Raw genomic sequence first — 14,571 nt, 5'->3', positions numbered from 1 at the left:
ACGTCATGTGACGACCTGTGACCGCGCGTGACTTGGCACGTTGTCGCGGCACGAACCGGCGTCCTACTCTCGGCACACCCCGCCGTCGAGAACCAGGAGCGCCATCGTGCCAACACCGATCCACACCCCCGCACCCCGTGATCGTCGACGCGGCCCCGTAGCGATGACGGCGGCCGCAGCATCCCTCGCCATCGCCCTGATGGCCGGATGCTCGGGGCCCCAGGCCGCTGTCGGGGACGAGCGCGTCGAGGGCGGCACGATCGTCTACGGCCACCTGCAGGAGCCGCCGTGCATCTTCGGCGGCTGGGTGCAGCAGGCGTACCTGTCGCGTCAGGTGCTCGACTCGCTCGTCTCGCTCGAGGACGACGGCACCGTCGTGCCGTGGCTCGCGACCGACTGGACCGTGTCGGGCGACCAGCGCGCCTGGACCTTCACCCTGCGCGACGATGTCACCTTCACCGACGGCACCGCGCTGGATGCCCAGGCGGTCAGCGACAACTTCGAGTACTGGCTCGACGGCGGCAATGGCACCGTGCAGGCCTACCTCGCCGATTACTACGAGTCGAGCCGCGCGGTGGACGCCACGACCCTCGAGGTCACGCTTTCGGCCCCGTACTCGCCGCTGCTGACCGTGCTGTCGCAGGGCTACTTCGGCATCCAGTCGCCGACCGCGCTCGCCCGCGGCAACGAGGCGAACTGCGAACAGCCTGTTGGCACGGGACCCTTCACGGTCGCCGGGTGGAAGCGCGGTGAGAGCGTGACCTTCGAGCGCAACGACGACTACAACTCGGCGCCCGCCAACGCCCGACACGACGGCCCGGCCTACGTCGAGGGCATCGAGTGGCGCTTCCTCCCCGACGCCACGACCCGCTATGGATCGCTCGTTTCGGGTGAGACCGATGTCATCTACGACGTGCCGAGCATCGAGTGGGCTACCGCGGGCGAGCACTTCGAGGTGCAGCGCTACATCACGCCCGGTCGGCCGGTCGCACTCTCCTTCAACACGGTCGAGGGCCCCTTCGTCGATGAGCGCGTGCGGCAGGCCTTCGCCTTCGCAAGCGACCGCAAGGCGATCGTCGAGACGGTGTTCCGGGGCGCGGTGCCCTTCGAGGGCAACGGCTCCGTGAGCCAGGGCACAAGCAACTACAACGCCGAGGTCGCCGATGCCTACCCCTACGACCCCGACCGCGCCGCCGAGCTTCTCGACGCGGCCGGCTGGACCGCGACGGATGCCGCGGGGTATCGCACGAAAGACGGCGAGGCCCTCGAGGTCGTCATCCCCTACGGTGCTGGCTCGATCCTGACGCAGGAAGGCTCGGCCGTGCTGCAGGCGATCCAGCAGCAGGTCAAGGAGGTCGGCTTCAAGGTCACGCTCATCCCCGTCACGCAGAGTGAACTCTTCGGGGGCGCCTACTCGCAACCAGACGAGCGCGACATCTACGTCGGCTACTGGACGTCGCCGACCGCGGGCATCCTGCACATCAACTACCGCCACCACCTGCCCGAGTCGCCGAACGGCGCCAACTCGACCTTCTACAACGACGACGAGCTGCTCGCCCTCATCGAGGGGGCCAACGGCACGACGGAGCCGTCTGAGCAGGAGCGCCTCTTCGCCGAAGCCCAGCAGCTCATCAGCGACCGCGCCGTCGCGGTCGGCCTCTACACACAGACGACGTCGCTCGCCGTGGGGCAGCAGCTGCGGGATGTGTGGCTGGAAGCCTCCCAGGGTGAGCCCGTGTTCCACGACGCCTACTTCGTCCAGTGAGCAGCCACACCGTGACCGCGCTGGCCGTAGACGAGCGGCAGGTGAAGCGTCGAGTGGGCAGCGGGGTTGCCCTGAGGGTGCTTGGGCGACTTGGGAGCGCCGTGCTCGTGCTCTTCGCCGCGGCGAGCGCGACCTTCTTCGCGCAGGCGCTCCTCCCGGGCGACCGGGCGACACTCCTACTCAACCAGCGCACGGGCCAGACTGAGGCGCGCAGCGATGAGGAGCTCGCACCGATCCGGGCGGAGTACGGCTTCGACGACCCGATCCTTCTGCAGTACGCCGACTACCTGGGCGGCCTGTTGAGCGGCCGGCTCGGTGTCTCGTACCAGATGCACCAGCCGGTCGAGGCGCTCATCGCGGAACAGATTCCCTCGACCCTCCTCCTGACGGTCACGGCGCTCGCGGTCGCCTGGGTACTCACGGTCATCTGGACCGTCGCGACGACGCGCCGTTCAGCCCGCATCGACGCGATTGGCAGCGGGGTCGAGACGGTTGCCGCGGGCTTGCCGCCCTACTGGCTCGGCGTCATCCTGCTCGTGGTCTTCGCTCTCGGGCTGGGCTGGTTCCCCGTCATCGGCGGCTCCGAGGCCGCGCGCCTCGTCCTCCCCGCCCTGACGCTCGGCATCCCCCTCGCCGGCTTCATGGGCCAGGCGACGCGAGCAGCATTCGAGCGGGCGCTCGATGAGCCCTTCGTGACCTCAGCACGGATGCGCGGCATGAGCGACCTCGGCGTGCGGGTGTGGCACGTGCTCCGGCACGCGGCACTCCCTGGCATCACTCTCTCGGGGTGGGCGCTCGGCTCGCTCATATCGGGCGCCGTCATCGTCGAGACGATTTTTGCCAGACCCGGCATCGGCCGCGTGCTCGTCTCGGCAGTCAACTCGCGTGACCTCCCCGTCGTCGGCGGCGTCGTGATCGTCGTCGCGCTCGTCTACGTCGTCGTGAACCTCGTCGTCGACCTCGCCTATTCCGCCGTCGACCCAAGATTGGCCACCGAATGACCGCGACCGCTGCTCCCCCGCTGTCCCGCACCCGCAGGACGCCCTCCCCGACGCTCGTGCTCTCGCTCCTCGTGGTCGCGTTCTTCCTCGCGGCCGCGATCGTTCCCGGCGCACTTGCGACGCACGATCCGCTCCAGTTCGACCTCGCCGCCGCCCTCCAGGGCCCCTCGCTCTCGCATCTGGCGGGCACGGACGAGGCGGGTCGTGACCTGTACTCCCGCATCATCTTCGGTACCCGCGAGTCCCTGTCGATCGGGCTCGGGGCGACCGCGCTGAGCCTCGCGATCGCGCTCGTCCTTGGCGTGACGGCGGGGCTGGGTGGCCGGCTCATCGACGCGATCGTCTCGCGCGGCCTGGATGTGCTCTTCGCCTTCCCCATGCTCCTCGTCGCGCTCCTCTTCGTGGCCGCGTTCGGCCCCTCACCCGCGACCCTCGTGCTCGCGGTCGGCATCGGCACGGCCCCCGGCTACGCGCGCATGATCCGTGGACAGGTCCTCGCGGTGCGCACGTCGCCCTACGTCGAGGCGGCGCACGCCGTGGGACACAGCTCGTGGCGCGTCCTTCGCCAGCACATCGTGCCCAACGCGGTGCGCCCACTCGTGGCGGTCGCGACCCTCAGCGTCGGGCAGTCGATTGTGTGGGCATCCGGCCTCTCATTCCTCGGGCTCGGCGTTGCCCCACCCTCACCCGAGTGGGGCGCCCTGCTCGACGCGGGCCGCGCCTACATGACCCACGCGTGGTGGCTCGAGGTGCTCCCCGGACTCGCGATCGTGCTCCTCGCCCTCGCCGTCACCACGATCGGCCGCCACCTGCAGCAGCATCTGGAAGGACACCGCGCATGAGCCTCACCCTCGACCCCGCCACGACCGAGATTCGGGATGCTGCGGCCACGGGCTACCTCGTCGAAGACCTGTCGGTCACGTTCCCCGGGCGCACCGCGCCCACCGTGCAGGGGGTCTCCTTGGCGCTCGCACCCGGCCGCTGCCTCGCGCTCGTGGGCGAGTCCGGCTCAGGCAAGAGCGTCACCGCCCGCACGCTCGTCGGCCTCACGGGCGCAGGCGCCTCGGTGCGCGCGCGTCGGCTTGAGCTCGAGGGCCGAGACCTCTCGGCGTTGCGCGACCGCCAGTGGCGTGGCATCCGGGGCCAGCGCGTCGGCTTCGTGCTGCAGGACGCGCTCGTCTCACTCGACCCCCTGCGGCCCGTCGGCCGCGAGATCGAGGAGGCCCTGCGCCTCCACGGCTGGGGTGACCGTGCCGCGAGGCGACGCAAGGTCATCGACCTGCTCTCGGCGGTCGGCGTGCCCGACCCCGAACTGCGGGCACGGCAGCGTCCCGACGAGCTCTCGGGTGGACTGCGGCAGCGGGCACTCATCGCCTCGGCCCTCGCACTCTCCCCCGGCGTCATCATCGCCGACGAGCCGACCACCGCGCTCGACGTCACCGTGCAAGCACAGGTGCTCCACCTGCTCGAGGCTGCGAAGCAGCGGGGTGCCGCCCTCCTCCTCATCAGCCACGACCTCGCCGTCGTCTCCCGCCTGGCGGATGACATCGCGGTCATGCACGACGGTCGCATCGTGGAGCAGGGTGCCGCTCGCGCGGTGCTCTCCGCACCGAGCCACGAGTACACGCGGACGCTGATCGACGCGGTCCCGAGCGCGCACACCCGCGGCAGCCGACTCGCGCCGCACGTGCCAATCGTCGTGCACGAGCCGGGCCCCGGCGAGCGCCGCGACCCGGGCGGTGGGCCCGTGCTCACGGCCGAGGGGCTCGCCAAGCGCTTCCCTGGACCGGGACGGACGAGCCGCACTGCGGTCGACGGCGTCTCATTCAGCCTCGCAGCGGGTGAGACGCTCGGCATCGTGGGCGAATCGGGCTCCGGCAAGAGCACGGTCGCGCGCATGGCCCTCGCCCTCACGCACCCCGACGCGGGGCGTGTGCTGCTCCACGGCCAGCCGTGGACGGAGGCGAGCCGCAGCATCCGGCGCCCGCTCCGCCGCGAGATCACGGCCGTGTACCAGGACCCACTGAGCTCCTTCGACCCGCGTTGGACCGTCGAACGGATCATCGCCGACAGCGTCGCCGGACCCACCCGTGAGCGCACAGCCCGCGTTGACCAGTTGCTCGACTGGGTAGGCCTGCCGCGCAGCGTGCGCGAGCGGCATCCGCTGACCCTCTCGGGAGGCCAACGCCAGCGTGTCGCGATCGCCCGCGCCCTCGCCCCGCGCCCCTCCGTCATGGTGCTTGACGAAGCGGTGTCGGCGCTCGACGTCTCGATCCAGGCGCAGGTGCTCGACCTGCTCGGCGCGCTGCAGCAGCAGCTCGGCGTCAGCTACCTCTTCATCAGCCACGACCTCGGGGTCGTGCACCACGTGAGCGACCGAGTGCTCGTCATGAAGGACGGCCGCGTCGTCGAGCACGGCGACGCCGACGCCGTCTTCACCGCCCCGCAACAGCCCTACACGCGACAACTCATCGCCTCACTGCCACGCCTCGAACGCCCCGCCCCCTCGAAAGGAACAGCATGACCACCCCCCTGCGCTTCAACGCCTTCGTCATGAACACCGGATCCCACATCCACCACGGCCAGTGGCGGAGACCGGATGCCCGCCAGCACGAGTTCGCAGACGTGGGCCTCTGGATCGACCTCGCCAAGACGCTCGAGGCCGCCCGCTTCGACGCCCTCTTCTTCGCCGACGTCAGCGGGCACTACGGCGACGCGGATGCCGACTACGGCGTCTACGTGCGCGAGGGACTGCAGATTCCCAGCAACGACCCGCTCGTGCTACTCGGCGCGCTCGCCGTCACCACGGAACACATCGGACTCGCGCTGACGAGCAACGTGATGCAGCAGCATCCGTTTAATTTCGCCCGCCAGGTCTCGACGCTCGACCACATCTCCAAGGGCCGGGTCGCGTGGAACATCGTGACCGGCACGCAGGACAACGGCGCGCGCAACTACGGCCTGCCACAGCTGACCGACCACGCCGAGCGCTACCGCTGGGCGGAGGAATACGTCGACGTCGCCTACAAGCTCTGGGAGGGCTCGTGGGACGACGACGCCGTGCTCGTCGACAAGGAGGGCGGCGTCTTCTCCGACGTGTCAAAGGTGCACAAGATCCACCACGTCGGCGAGCGTTACACGGTCGAGGGGCCGCACCTGCCCTCCCCCTCGCCGCAGCGCACGCCCGTGCTGTACCAGGCGGGTTCGTCGGGCGCCGGCCGCGCCTTCGCCGCGAACAACGCCGAGGCGGTCTTCATCATCAGCCCGACGCCCGAGGCAGCACGCGCGCAGATTGAAGACACCCGTGCGCAGGCGGTCGCTGCGGGACGCCGCGCGGAGGATGTGAAGTTCTTCCAGGGCCTCTCCTTCGTGATCGGAGACACGCAGGAGGAGGCGCAGGCGAAGTGGGCGGAGTACCGCGAGTACTCGAGCCTCGACGGCTACCTCGCCCACGCCGCGATCGTGGACAAGGATGGTCGCACCTACCCGCCCGAGACGCCGCTTTGCGAGGTCGACACCAACACCGCGAAGGGCTTCCTGGATGCCGCGGCCGCCCTCGTGACCGATCGCGAGCCGGTCGTGGCCGACCTTGCGGCACGCGCCCGAGGCGACCACACCGTCATCGTGGGCACGCCCGAGCACATCGCGGACGAGTTGGAGCGCTGGCAGGCCGCCGGCGTCGATGGCATCAACGTCATCAACTGGGTCATCCCGGGCTCCTTCGAAGAGTTCGCAGAGAAGGTCATCCCCGTGCTGCAGGCGCGCGGGCTCGCCCAGTCGGAGTACACGCCCGGGTCGCTGCGTCGCAAGCTCTTCGGCACCGACCGCGTGAACGAGCGGCACCCGGCCGCCCGCTACCGGGGCGCCTTCGCTGAGGGTGCCCTCGTCGGCGGCAGCGCGAGGGACGCGGTCTCGGCGTGAGGCACGCGGGCATGCCTCAGCGGATATTCTCGAGGCATGCCCGCCGCCGCCACTGCCCCGAGGGCGCCCGGCATGTTGCGAGGCTTCGCTGAGGGCGTCGGGCTGCTGTTCCGCGGCTTCCGGGCCTGGGGGTCCAACCCCCGCGCGATGCTGCTCGGCCTTGTGCCCGGCCTCATCACGTCACTCGTCTTCGGTGCCGCAATCTTCGCCCTCCTGATGAACCTCGACCAGCTCGTGACGTGGCTCACGGGCTTCGCCGACGGCTGGGCCGAGCTGTGGCGCACGGTCATCCAGATCGCCGTCGGCATCGGGATCATCGGCGCCGCGGCCCTCGTGGCCGTCTATACGTTCACGGTCGTCACCCTGACGATCGGGGCACCATTCTTTGAGCGCATCTCCCGCGCCGTCGACGACCGCATCTCCCCCGTGGCCGAAGGGCCGGAGGTGCCCATGCTTCGCGGTATCCTGCGCGGCATCGGGGAGGCCATTGCCGTGCTGGCGCTCACCATCCTCGTCGGGCTCGGGCTGTTCCTGCTCGGGCTCATCCCGGTCGCGGGCAGTGTCACGGCCGCAATCATCGGTGCGTTCACTGGCGGGTGGTTCCTGGCGCTCGAACTCACGGCGACGGCATTCGAGCGCCGCGGCATCCGCTTCGGTGCACGGCGACGGATGCTCGGCCAGCGCCGCTCGGTAACGCTCGGTTTCGGCGTCGCAGCCTTCGTGCTGTTCCTCGTGCCGCTCGGTGCCGTCGCCACCATGCCGGCGGCGGTTGCCGGCGCGACGCTGCTCGCGCGCCGAACGCTCGGCGAGCCGACGCGCGCGGTCGCGTAGCTACTCTCCTGAGATGGCCTGCTCGAGGCGTGCTACCTTGCCGTCGAGCTCGCCCGTGTAGCCGGGGCGGATGTCGGCCTTGAGCACGAGCGAGACGCGCGAGCCGAACTCGCCGACGGCATCCGTCGCGCGCTTGACGACATCGAAGACCTCGTCCCACTCGCCCTCGATCGTCGTGAACATCGCGTCCGTGCGGTGTGGGAGGCCGGATTCGCGGACAACCTTGACGGCGGCAGCGACCGCGTCATGCACGGATCCATTGGTGCGGCCGGTGCCGCCTGGCGAGACAGAGAAGGCAACAAGCATGGCTCCAGTCTAGGGCCGAGCCCGTGCCCCGAACGGGGCAGAAAGTTGGGTCTAGCGCGGCTGGCGGGTGAGTTCTAGCCTGCGACTAGGCAGCCCCGAGGAGGCATAGATGGACTCGACGACGAGACCCGGCGACGGTTCCACCCTGGAGCAGGATCCCTCCCTCCCACCCGTGGCGGTCCCCGCCGCGGAGCTTGAGACGGAGGACCGACGCTGGACCCCACTCAAGATCGTCATCTGGGCTGCGATCGCCCTGCTCGGCGGGGTCGCGTGGGTCATGCTCGCGATCGTTCGCGGCGAGACGGTCAACGCGATCTGGTTCGTGTTCGCGGCGGTCTGCACCTACTTCATCTTCTATCGCTTCTACTCGAAGTACATCGAGCGTCACGTGACGAGGCCGGATGACCGGCGAGCCACGCCCGCGGAGTACAGGGCCGACGGCAAGGACTACGTCGCGACCGACCGGCGTGTGCTCTACGGTCACCACTTCGCCGCCATTGCGGGCGCTGGCCCTCTCGTCGGGCCCGTGCTCGCCGCCCAGATGGGCTTCCTGCCCGGCACCCTCTGGATCATCGTCGGTGTCGTGCTCGCCGGCGCCGTGCAGGACTACCTGGTGCTCTTCTTCTCGATGCGCCGCGGCGGTCGCTCCCTCGGCCAGATGGCGCGCGACGAACTCGGCGTGATCGGCGGCACTGCGGCGATCATCGCGACCCTCACGATCATGGTGATCATCGTCGCCATCCTCGCGCTGGTCGTCGTCAACGCGCTCGCCGAGAGCCCGTGGGGTGTCTTCTCCGTCGCGATGACGATCCCCATCGCACTGTTCATGGGCGTGTACCTCCGCTTCCTCCGCCCCGGCAGGGTCATGGAAGTCTCGATCATCGGCTTCGTGCTGCTCCTGGCCGCGATCATCGGCGGCGGCGCCGTCGCTGAGACCGAATGGGGTGCCTCGCTCTTCACCCTCGAACCGCTCACGATCGCGATCGCGATCGTCATCTACGGCTTCATCGCCGCGATCCTCCCGGTGTGGCTCCTGCTCGCCCCGCGCGACTACCTCTCGACCTTCATGAAGATCGGCACGATCGTCATGCTCGCCGTCGCGATCGTCATCGTGCGGCCCGAGATCGAGGTGCCAGCCTTCACCGAGTTCGCCGCCACGGGCGAGGGCCCCGTCGTCGCGGGGCCGCTCTGGCCATTCCTCTTCGTGACGATCGCCTGCGGTGCCCTCTCGGGCTTCCACGCCCTCATCTCCTCCGGCACGACCCCGAAGCTCGTCGAGAAGGAACGCCAGACGCGCTTCATCGGCTACGGCGGCATGCTCATGGAGTCCTTCGTTGCCATCATGGCGCTCGTCGCGGCCCTCTCGATCGACCAGGGCATCTACTTCGCCATGAACTCCTCGGCGGCGGCAACGGGTGGCACTGTCGAGGGCGCTGTCGCATTCGTCAACAACCTGGGCCTCACGGGGGTCGAGGTCGACGAGGCGGCACTGCTGCAGACGGCGAAGGATGTCGGCGAGGAGTCGATCGTCAGCCGCACGGGCGGCGCGCCCACGCTCGCCGTCGGCCTCGCCCACATCATGCAGCAGCTCATTGGCGGCACCGGCATGATGGCGTTCTGGTACCACTTCGCGATCATGTTCGAGGCGCTCTTCATCCTCACGGCCGTCGACGCCGGCACGCGAGTCGCCCGCTTCATGCTGCAGGACAGCATCGGCAACTTCTGGACCCGCTTCAAGGACACCTCGTGGCGCCCGGGCGCGTGGCTCGCAACGGCCGTCATGGTCGCCGCGTGGGGCGCAATCCTCGTGCTCGGGGTCACCGACCCGCTCGGCGGCATCAACACCTTCTTCCCGCTCTTCGGCATCGCCAACCAGCTCCTCGCGGCGATCGCGCTCGCGATCTGCATGGCGATCATCGCCAAGCGCGGGCTCTTCAAGTGGCTGTGGGTCGTCGTACTCCCGCTCGGCTTCGCGGCCGTCATCACGATCTGGGCGTCGTTCCTCAAGATCTTCTCGACCGTGCCGGCCATCGGGTACTTCGCCCAGAACGCGGCCTTCCGCGAGGCGCTCGCGGCAGGCGAGACGAGCTTCGGCACCGCCACGAGCGTCGAGGCGATGAACGCCGTCGTGCGCAACACCATGGTGCAGGGCATCCTCTCGGTGCTGTTCGTGCTCCTCGCGATCATCGTCATCCTGACGGCAGTCCTCGCGGTGTGGCGCTCCTACAAGCGGCGGTCGACCGCGACGAGTGAGGATGCCGCGGTGCCCTCCCGCATCTTCGCTCCGGCCGGCCTGATTGCAACGCCCGCCGAGAAGAAGATCCAGCAACAGTGGGACGCCCGCGGCGAGCCGGCCCGCACGCAGGGCGGTGGGCACCGATGACCGCAGCCGATGCCCTCGTGGCCACGGTCGTCGAGGCAAGGCGAATCCTCCGCGGCATCATGGGAGCCGATGCCTATGAGCGCTACCTCGAGTTCCATGCGACGCATCACGACGGGCATCCGCCCATGACGGAGCGTGAGTTCTGGCGGGACCGCGACGATCGCCGCGACCGGAACCCCGAAGGACGGTGCTGCTGATCGGCACCGGCGACAGGGCGTTCCGGATGACAGAACTCTCATGATCTGACGCCTCACCAAACGCGAACCGCCGCTCTACACTCCCGGTACCTCACCCCCTCGTTGACAGGTGGCTGCCATGTCCCGTGTTGTGACGTCATCCCTCGCCCTCCTCGGCGCTGCCGTGCTCGTGTTGCTCGGTGCGGCCCCCGCGAGCGCCGACCACTTCTCGGGAATGGAGGGCACCGAGCGATGCGAGCGCGGCAACAGTGCCTCCGGCGGGCCCTCGACGAACCTGTACACGACGGATGTCGCGGAGCTGCGGTATCGCGGTTCACTGACGATGATCTGCTATTTCGGGGTGCCCGAGTTCATCCCGGTCTGCGAGGACTGTATGGGTGCATACAAGGGCGACTGGACGGCGCCGAGCAGACCGCAGTTCGCGCGCGACGACTACTGCTTCGCCCCCGGCACGATCAGCGGGTCGATCTCCCCCGGCGGGCTGGACGCACGAGCCGCCGACCGCACCCTGGCCGTCTTCTACCGCACGCATGCCGTGCTGACGTGCTACTGGCAGGACGACCCCACCGACGATCCGGGTTACTGGGGCTGAGTCCCGACTCTCCCGGACGCTGTCGCGGTCTCGTCGATCACGAGGTCGGCGAGCGACCGCGGGTGCTCGCGGGCGATGAACTCGTCTTCCTGCGTGGCCCACCGGTCCCAGTACGGCGCATAGCCCTCCCCATCCCGTGCCAGGGCGCGCTGCTTCCTGGTGGGGGCGTCGAGTTCAACCCACACGCCGAAGGTCGCGAGCGCACGCGATGCGCGGCTGAGCGCACCGCAGCCTTCGATCACGAGCGGCCGCGCCGCATCGAGCGGATGCCACGTGCCTGGCCGGCCCACGTTCCAATCCCAGCCTCGCCACCCGGGGTCGTCCATCCGCATCACGTCGGCGACGACCATCGCGCTCCCAGCGTCGAGCCCGTCCCAGCCGGGGTAGAAGTCGTCGAGCCGCACGAGCTGCGCGCCGTCGATCGCCGCCGCGAGCGCCCTGGCGAGCGTCGTCTTCCCTGAGCCGGAGCGGCCGTCGATGAGCACGACCGGGCGGGCATCCACAGCAACGGCGTCGACGATGCGGGGCACGTGCGTCACGATCGCATGCGCCGTCTCTGGCTGCCGCCCTGGCGCGGGGTCAGGCGTGGCATCCGGTCTCATGCCCTCGCCCAGATGAAGTTCCAGTGGCCGGTCGCGACCGAGACCGCGACGGCGGTCGCCGCGATCGCCGCACCGATGATGATCAGCAGCACCTCGGGGCGGCCGAAGTGTGACGCACGCGCCCACGATCGAGGGGTGGCGCCGCCGAAGCCGCGAGCCTCCATCGCCGTCGCGAGCTTGCTGCCCCGCCGGATCGCGATCACGAGCAGCGCGAAGGCCTGCCCAGGCAGCCGTCGCACACGCCCGTGATCGCTTACGCCCCGGGCGCGGCGGCCGAGCTCAAGGCTGCGCCAGTCGGAGATCAGCAGGCCCACGAGCCGGAGCCCCGCGAGCGCGCCCAACACGAAGCGGCTCGGCAGTTTGGCGACCTGCGCGAGCCCGTCGGCGAGGTCGGTCGGGTCGATTGTGATGAAGAGCACGACGGCGGGGAGGCCGATCGCGAGCACTCGCAACACGGTCGCGATCGCGAGCGTGACCGAGCCCTCTGTCACGTGCACGAAGAGCCACTCGAAGTAGGTGGCGCCGGATGCCTCGCCATAGAGCGCGATCGTCACGCCGGCGAGCGGCGCCATGATCCAGATCGGCAGTGTGCGCAGCCAGAAGGTGCGGGCGCTCACGCCCGCGAAGGCGAAGAGGGCGAACTCCAGCACGAGGGCCACGGTCGCCGAGACCCAGTCGATCGTGAGCACGAGCACCCCGGCGACGAGGAGGGCCGTCGCCAGCTTCGCGACGGGATTGATTGTCACCACCGCGCGGTCGGGGCGTGCGGCGACCGCCGTCATGCGAGCACCTCCGCGCGCGGCTGCAGCCGGAGCGTCGACGTGGCGAGCGCGTCGACGAGCCGCTCGTCGTGCGTCGCCATGACGATCGCGTTGCCGTCATCGAGCAGGGAGGCGAGCATCGCCACGAGTTCCTCCCACGTGCGGGAGTCCTGGCCGAAGGTGGGTTCGTCGAGCATGAGCACGGGCGGCCGCGTCGCGAGCATTGTTGCGACGGAGAGCCGCCGCTTCTCGCCGCCTGACAGCGTGAAGGGGTTCGCGTCGGCGAGGTGTGCGAGCCGGAGCCGCTGCAGCAGTTCGTCGATGCGTGCTTCCTGTTCGGCTCGGCCGACCTTGAGCGCGCGCAGCCCGATCGCGAGTTCATCGCGCACCCGGCCGGTGAGCAACTGGTGCTCGGGGTCCTGGAACACCGTGCCGATGCGCGTGAGGAGGTCGCGCGATCGCCACCTGAGCGGCGCATCCCCCACCCCGCCTTTCAGCACGGGATGCGCGAGCACCCTGCCCGCCGCCGGCGCAAGCAGCCCCGCGAGGGTCAGCACAAGGGTCGACTTGCCGACACCGTTCGCTCCGGTGAGGGCGATTGCCTGCCCAGCGCCGACCGTGAGGTCGACCCCCTGCTGCACGACGCGCTTGCCTCGAGCGACCGACAGCCGTTCGGCGGACACGAGGGACTCATCGCTGCCGCGCTCCCGTCGTACGGGCGTCCGCGGCGGATGACTCGGAACCCAGACTCCGGATGCCGCGAGCGACTCACCCTCGTCGGTGAGCACCCGCGCGGGGTCCCCATCGGCGAGCACGCCCCCGTCCGCGCCGAGCACGATCACGCGGTCGACCAATTCTCGCCAGACCTCGACGCGGTGCTCGACGACCACGAGAGTTGCGCCGGTCTCGTCGAGCACGCGGCGCGTAGCGTCCACGACCTCGCGCACGCCCTCGGGGTCGAGGTTCGCAGTCGGTTCGTCGAGGAGGAGGAGTCCCGGCCGCATGGCGAGCACACCCGCGAGGGCGAGCCGCTGCTTCTGTCCGCCTGAGAGCGCCTCGGTCGAGTGATCGAGCGGCAGGTCCAGGCCCACGATCGCAAGTGCATCCCGCACGCGGCGCCAGGTCTCCTCACGCGACACGCCGAGGTTCTCGCAGCCGAAGGCCACGTCGTCACCGACCCGCGCGAGGATGACCTGGGAGTCGGGGTCCTGCAGCACGAGCCCCGCACGGCCCCGACGTGATGCGGGATGGTCACCGTCGAGCGTCAGCTCTCCCGTGCTCTCGCCCTCCTCATCCCCGCCGAGCACGCCGGCGAGCCCGTGGATGACCGTGGACTTGCCCGCACCGGAGGCACCGAGCAGCAGCACTCGCTCCCCCGGTTCGATCGCGAGGTCGAGGTCGCGCACGGCCCAGTCGTCCCGGCCTGCGTGCCGCCAACCCCATCCCCGGGCACTTATGCGGGCCCCGGGCATCCGGGATTCCATGGTCGTCAGCGCCGCGTGGGGACGCGCCCCGAGGCGAAGCGGTTCAGTGCCCCGGCACTCGCGAGTCCGCGGACGGCGAGCCACGAAAGCACGCCGGCGAGGATGGCGCCCGAGATGATCGCGGAGATCGTGTAGACGGTCGCGAACAGCGGTGCCGCACCCGGGTACCAGAGCGTGAGATCGGTGATCGCCATCGCGAGGCCAGCGCCCATGCCCGCGAGGATGGCGCCGCTCAGTCGCCAGTTCGTGTAGACGAAGAGCGCGAAGATGAGCTCGGCGCCGAGCCCCTGCACGAAGCCTGAGACAAGCGTGAGCGCGCCCCACTGGTTCCCCACGAGGGCCGAGACGGTCGCCGCGATCATCTCGCCATAGATCGCCGCGCCGGGCTTGCGCACGACGAGCGCCGTGAGCACGCCCGCGAACAACCAGCCGCCTCCGAAGAGCGCCTGGAGGCCGGGCAGGAATCCGACGAGCCCGCTGAGGGGCTCGTGGGCAACGTTCCAGGCCAGGAAGATGAGGCCGGATGCGACGCCGATGACGCTCGCAACGACGATGTCGACAACCCTCCAGCGGAGGTTCGGCTTCGCCTTGGCGGACGCGACGGCAGGTGCAGTTGAAGTGTTCATATTTCCCTCCCTGCGCTGGCATTATCCAGATCAGGTTCGACGGTCGAAGCTTGGAGTAGCTTCCTCTCAGCCCGGCTCACCGGACTCCCGTGTGTGTATGTG

The 14,571-nt window shown here is 69.7% G+C and carries 14 protein-coding genes and 1 riboswitch; of the genes, 9 read left to right on the top strand and 5 right to left on the bottom strand.

Annotated elements, in window-relative coordinates; all coding sequences use genetic code 11:
- The first annotated feature begins 106 nt into the window (after positions 1 to 106).
- From FVA74_RS05445 to FVA74_RS05420, 6 genes are read left to right on the top strand one after another with little or no spacing between them, the layout of a single operon-like run.
- Positions 107 to 1,765 (top strand): ABC transporter substrate-binding protein, encoded by a 1,659-nt coding sequence (locus tag FVA74_RS05445; RefSeq protein WP_240792320.1) that lies wholly within the window; start codon positions 107 to 109, stop codon positions 1,763 to 1,765.
- An 11-nt stretch (positions 1,766 to 1,776) separates the two neighbouring features.
- On the top strand, positions 1,777 to 2,766 hold the full coding sequence (locus tag FVA74_RS05440) for an ABC transporter permease (RefSeq protein ID WP_240792319.1): 990 nt from the start codon (positions 1,777 to 1,779) through the stop codon (positions 2,764 to 2,766).
- On the top strand, positions 2,763 to 3,608 hold the full coding sequence (locus FVA74_RS05435) for an ABC transporter permease (RefSeq protein WP_147721030.1): 846 nt from the start codon (positions 2,763 to 2,765) through the stop codon (positions 3,606 to 3,608). The genes FVA74_RS05440 and FVA74_RS05435 overlap by 4 nt, the downstream gene beginning before the upstream one ends.
- Positions 3,605 to 5,290, top strand: coding sequence for an ABC transporter ATP-binding protein (locus FVA74_RS05430; protein WP_147721028.1), 1,686 nt, complete (start codon positions 3,605 to 3,607; stop codon positions 5,288 to 5,290). The genes FVA74_RS05435 and FVA74_RS05430 overlap by 4 nt, the downstream gene beginning before the upstream one ends.
- A complete protein-coding gene (locus tag FVA74_RS05425) occupies positions 5,287 to 6,687 on the top strand; it encodes an LLM class flavin-dependent oxidoreductase (RefSeq protein WP_147721026.1) in 1,401 nt (466 codons plus the stop codon). Before FVA74_RS05430 ends, FVA74_RS05425 begins: the two co-directional genes overlap by 4 nt.
- 36 nt (positions 6,688 to 6,723) lie before the next feature.
- On the top strand, positions 6,724 to 7,518 hold the full coding sequence (locus FVA74_RS05420; protein WP_147721024.1) for an EI24 domain-containing protein: 795 nt from the start codon (positions 6,724 to 6,726) through the stop codon (positions 7,516 to 7,518).
- Here FVA74_RS05420 and FVA74_RS05415 read toward each other — a convergent pair whose 3' ends face one another.
- Entirely contained in the window at positions 7,519 to 7,824 is a 306-nt protein-coding gene (locus FVA74_RS05415) for a thiamine-binding protein (RefSeq protein WP_147721022.1), read from the bottom strand.
- Between the two features lie 109 nt (positions 7,825 to 7,933).
- Here FVA74_RS05415 and FVA74_RS05410 point away from each other — a divergent pair, with 109 nt between their 5' ends.
- The 3 genes from FVA74_RS05410 (at position 7,934) to FVA74_RS05400 (ending at position 10,996) form a co-directional block, all read left to right on the top strand.
- Positions 7,934 to 10,207 carry a carbon starvation CstA family protein gene (locus tag FVA74_RS05410; protein WP_147721020.1) on the top strand — a complete coding sequence of 758 codons (2,274 nt, stop codon included), beginning with the start codon at positions 7,934 to 7,936 and terminating at the stop codon, positions 10,205 to 10,207.
- Entirely contained in the window at positions 10,204 to 10,404 is a 201-nt protein-coding gene (locus FVA74_RS05405) for a YbdD/YjiX family protein (protein WP_147721018.1), read from the top strand. The genes FVA74_RS05410 and FVA74_RS05405 overlap by 4 nt, the downstream gene beginning before the upstream one ends.
- Positions 10,405 to 10,522: 118 nt before the next feature.
- Positions 10,523 to 10,996 carry a hypothetical protein gene (locus FVA74_RS05400; protein ID WP_147721016.1) on the top strand — a complete coding sequence of 158 codons (474 nt, stop codon included), beginning with the start codon at positions 10,523 to 10,525 and terminating at the stop codon, positions 10,994 to 10,996.
- On the opposite strand, the gene FVA74_RS05395 is transcribed toward FVA74_RS05400, so the two are convergent.
- The 4 genes from FVA74_RS05395 to FVA74_RS05380 form a co-directional block, all read right to left on the bottom strand.
- Positions 10,984 to 11,598 (bottom strand): ATP-binding protein, encoded by a 615-nt coding sequence (locus FVA74_RS05395; RefSeq protein WP_147721014.1) that lies wholly within the window; start codon positions 11,596 to 11,598, stop codon positions 10,984 to 10,986. The genes FVA74_RS05400 and FVA74_RS05395 overlap by 13 nt on opposite strands.
- Positions 11,595 to 12,380, bottom strand: a complete 786-nt coding sequence (locus tag FVA74_RS05390; RefSeq protein WP_147721012.1) for an energy-coupling factor transporter transmembrane protein EcfT — start codon at positions 12,378 to 12,380, stop codon at positions 11,595 to 11,597. The genes FVA74_RS05395 and FVA74_RS05390 overlap by 4 nt, the downstream gene beginning before the upstream one ends.
- A complete protein-coding gene (locus tag FVA74_RS05385) occupies positions 12,377 to 13,843 on the bottom strand; it encodes an ABC transporter ATP-binding protein (RefSeq protein WP_187266501.1) in 1,467 nt (488 codons plus the stop codon). Before FVA74_RS05385 ends, FVA74_RS05390 begins: the two co-directional genes overlap by 4 nt.
- Before the next feature lie 5 nt (positions 13,844 to 13,848).
- Positions 13,849 to 14,469: an ECF transporter S component gene (locus FVA74_RS05380; protein WP_147721008.1), complete on the bottom strand. Its 621-nt coding sequence runs from the start codon at positions 14,467 to 14,469 to the stop codon at positions 13,849 to 13,851.
- Positions 14,460 to 14,570, bottom strand: a riboswitch (TPP riboswitch). Its footprint overlaps the gene before it by 10 nt.
- Between the last annotated feature and the right edge of the window lies 1 nt (position 14,571).

Source organism: Salinibacterium sp. dk2585 (assembly GCF_008001035.1).
Taxonomy (GTDB): Bacteria; Actinomycetota; Actinomycetes; order Actinomycetales; family Microbacteriaceae; genus Homoserinimonas.
Note: the sequence above shows the minus strand (reverse complement) of the source record. Positions and strands in the feature narration are given on the sequence as shown.

Coding starts and splice junctions, on each gene's coding strand:
- FVA74_RS05435 (WP_147721030.1), top strand. CDS start 2,763: ATGACCGCGACCGCTGCTCCCCCGCTGTCCCGCACCCGCAGGACGCCC.
- FVA74_RS05430 (WP_147721028.1), top strand. CDS start 3,605: ATGAGCCTCACCCTCGACCCCGCCACGACCGAGATTCGGGATGCTGCG.
- FVA74_RS05425 (WP_147721026.1), top strand. CDS start 5,287: ATGACCACCCCCCTGCGCTTCAACGCCTTCGTCATGAACACCGGATCC.
- FVA74_RS05420 (WP_147721024.1), top strand. CDS start 6,724: ATGCCCGCCGCCGCCACTGCCCCGAGGGCGCCCGGCATGTTGCGAGGC.
- FVA74_RS05415 (WP_147721022.1), bottom strand. CDS start 7,824: ATGCTTGTTGCCTTCTCTGTCTCGCCAGGCGGCACCGGCCGCACCAAT.
- FVA74_RS05410 (WP_147721020.1), top strand. CDS start 7,934: ATGGACTCGACGACGAGACCCGGCGACGGTTCCACCCTGGAGCAGGAT.
- FVA74_RS05405 (WP_147721018.1), top strand. CDS start 10,204: ATGACCGCAGCCGATGCCCTCGTGGCCACGGTCGTCGAGGCAAGGCGA.
- FVA74_RS05400 (WP_147721016.1), top strand. CDS start 10,523: ATGTCCCGTGTTGTGACGTCATCCCTCGCCCTCCTCGGCGCTGCCGTG.
- FVA74_RS05395 (WP_147721014.1), bottom strand. CDS start 11,598: ATGAGACCGGATGCCACGCCTGACCCCGCGCCAGGGCGGCAGCCAGAG.
- FVA74_RS05390 (WP_147721012.1), bottom strand. CDS start 12,380: ATGACGGCGGTCGCCGCACGCCCCGACCGCGCGGTGGTGACAATCAAT.
- FVA74_RS05385 (WP_187266501.1), bottom strand. CDS start 13,843: ATGGAATCCCGGATGCCCGGGGCCCGCATAAGTGCCCGGGGATGGGGT.
- FVA74_RS05380 (WP_147721008.1), bottom strand. CDS start 14,469: ATGAACACTTCAACTGCACCTGCCGTCGCGTCCGCCAAGGCGAAGCCG.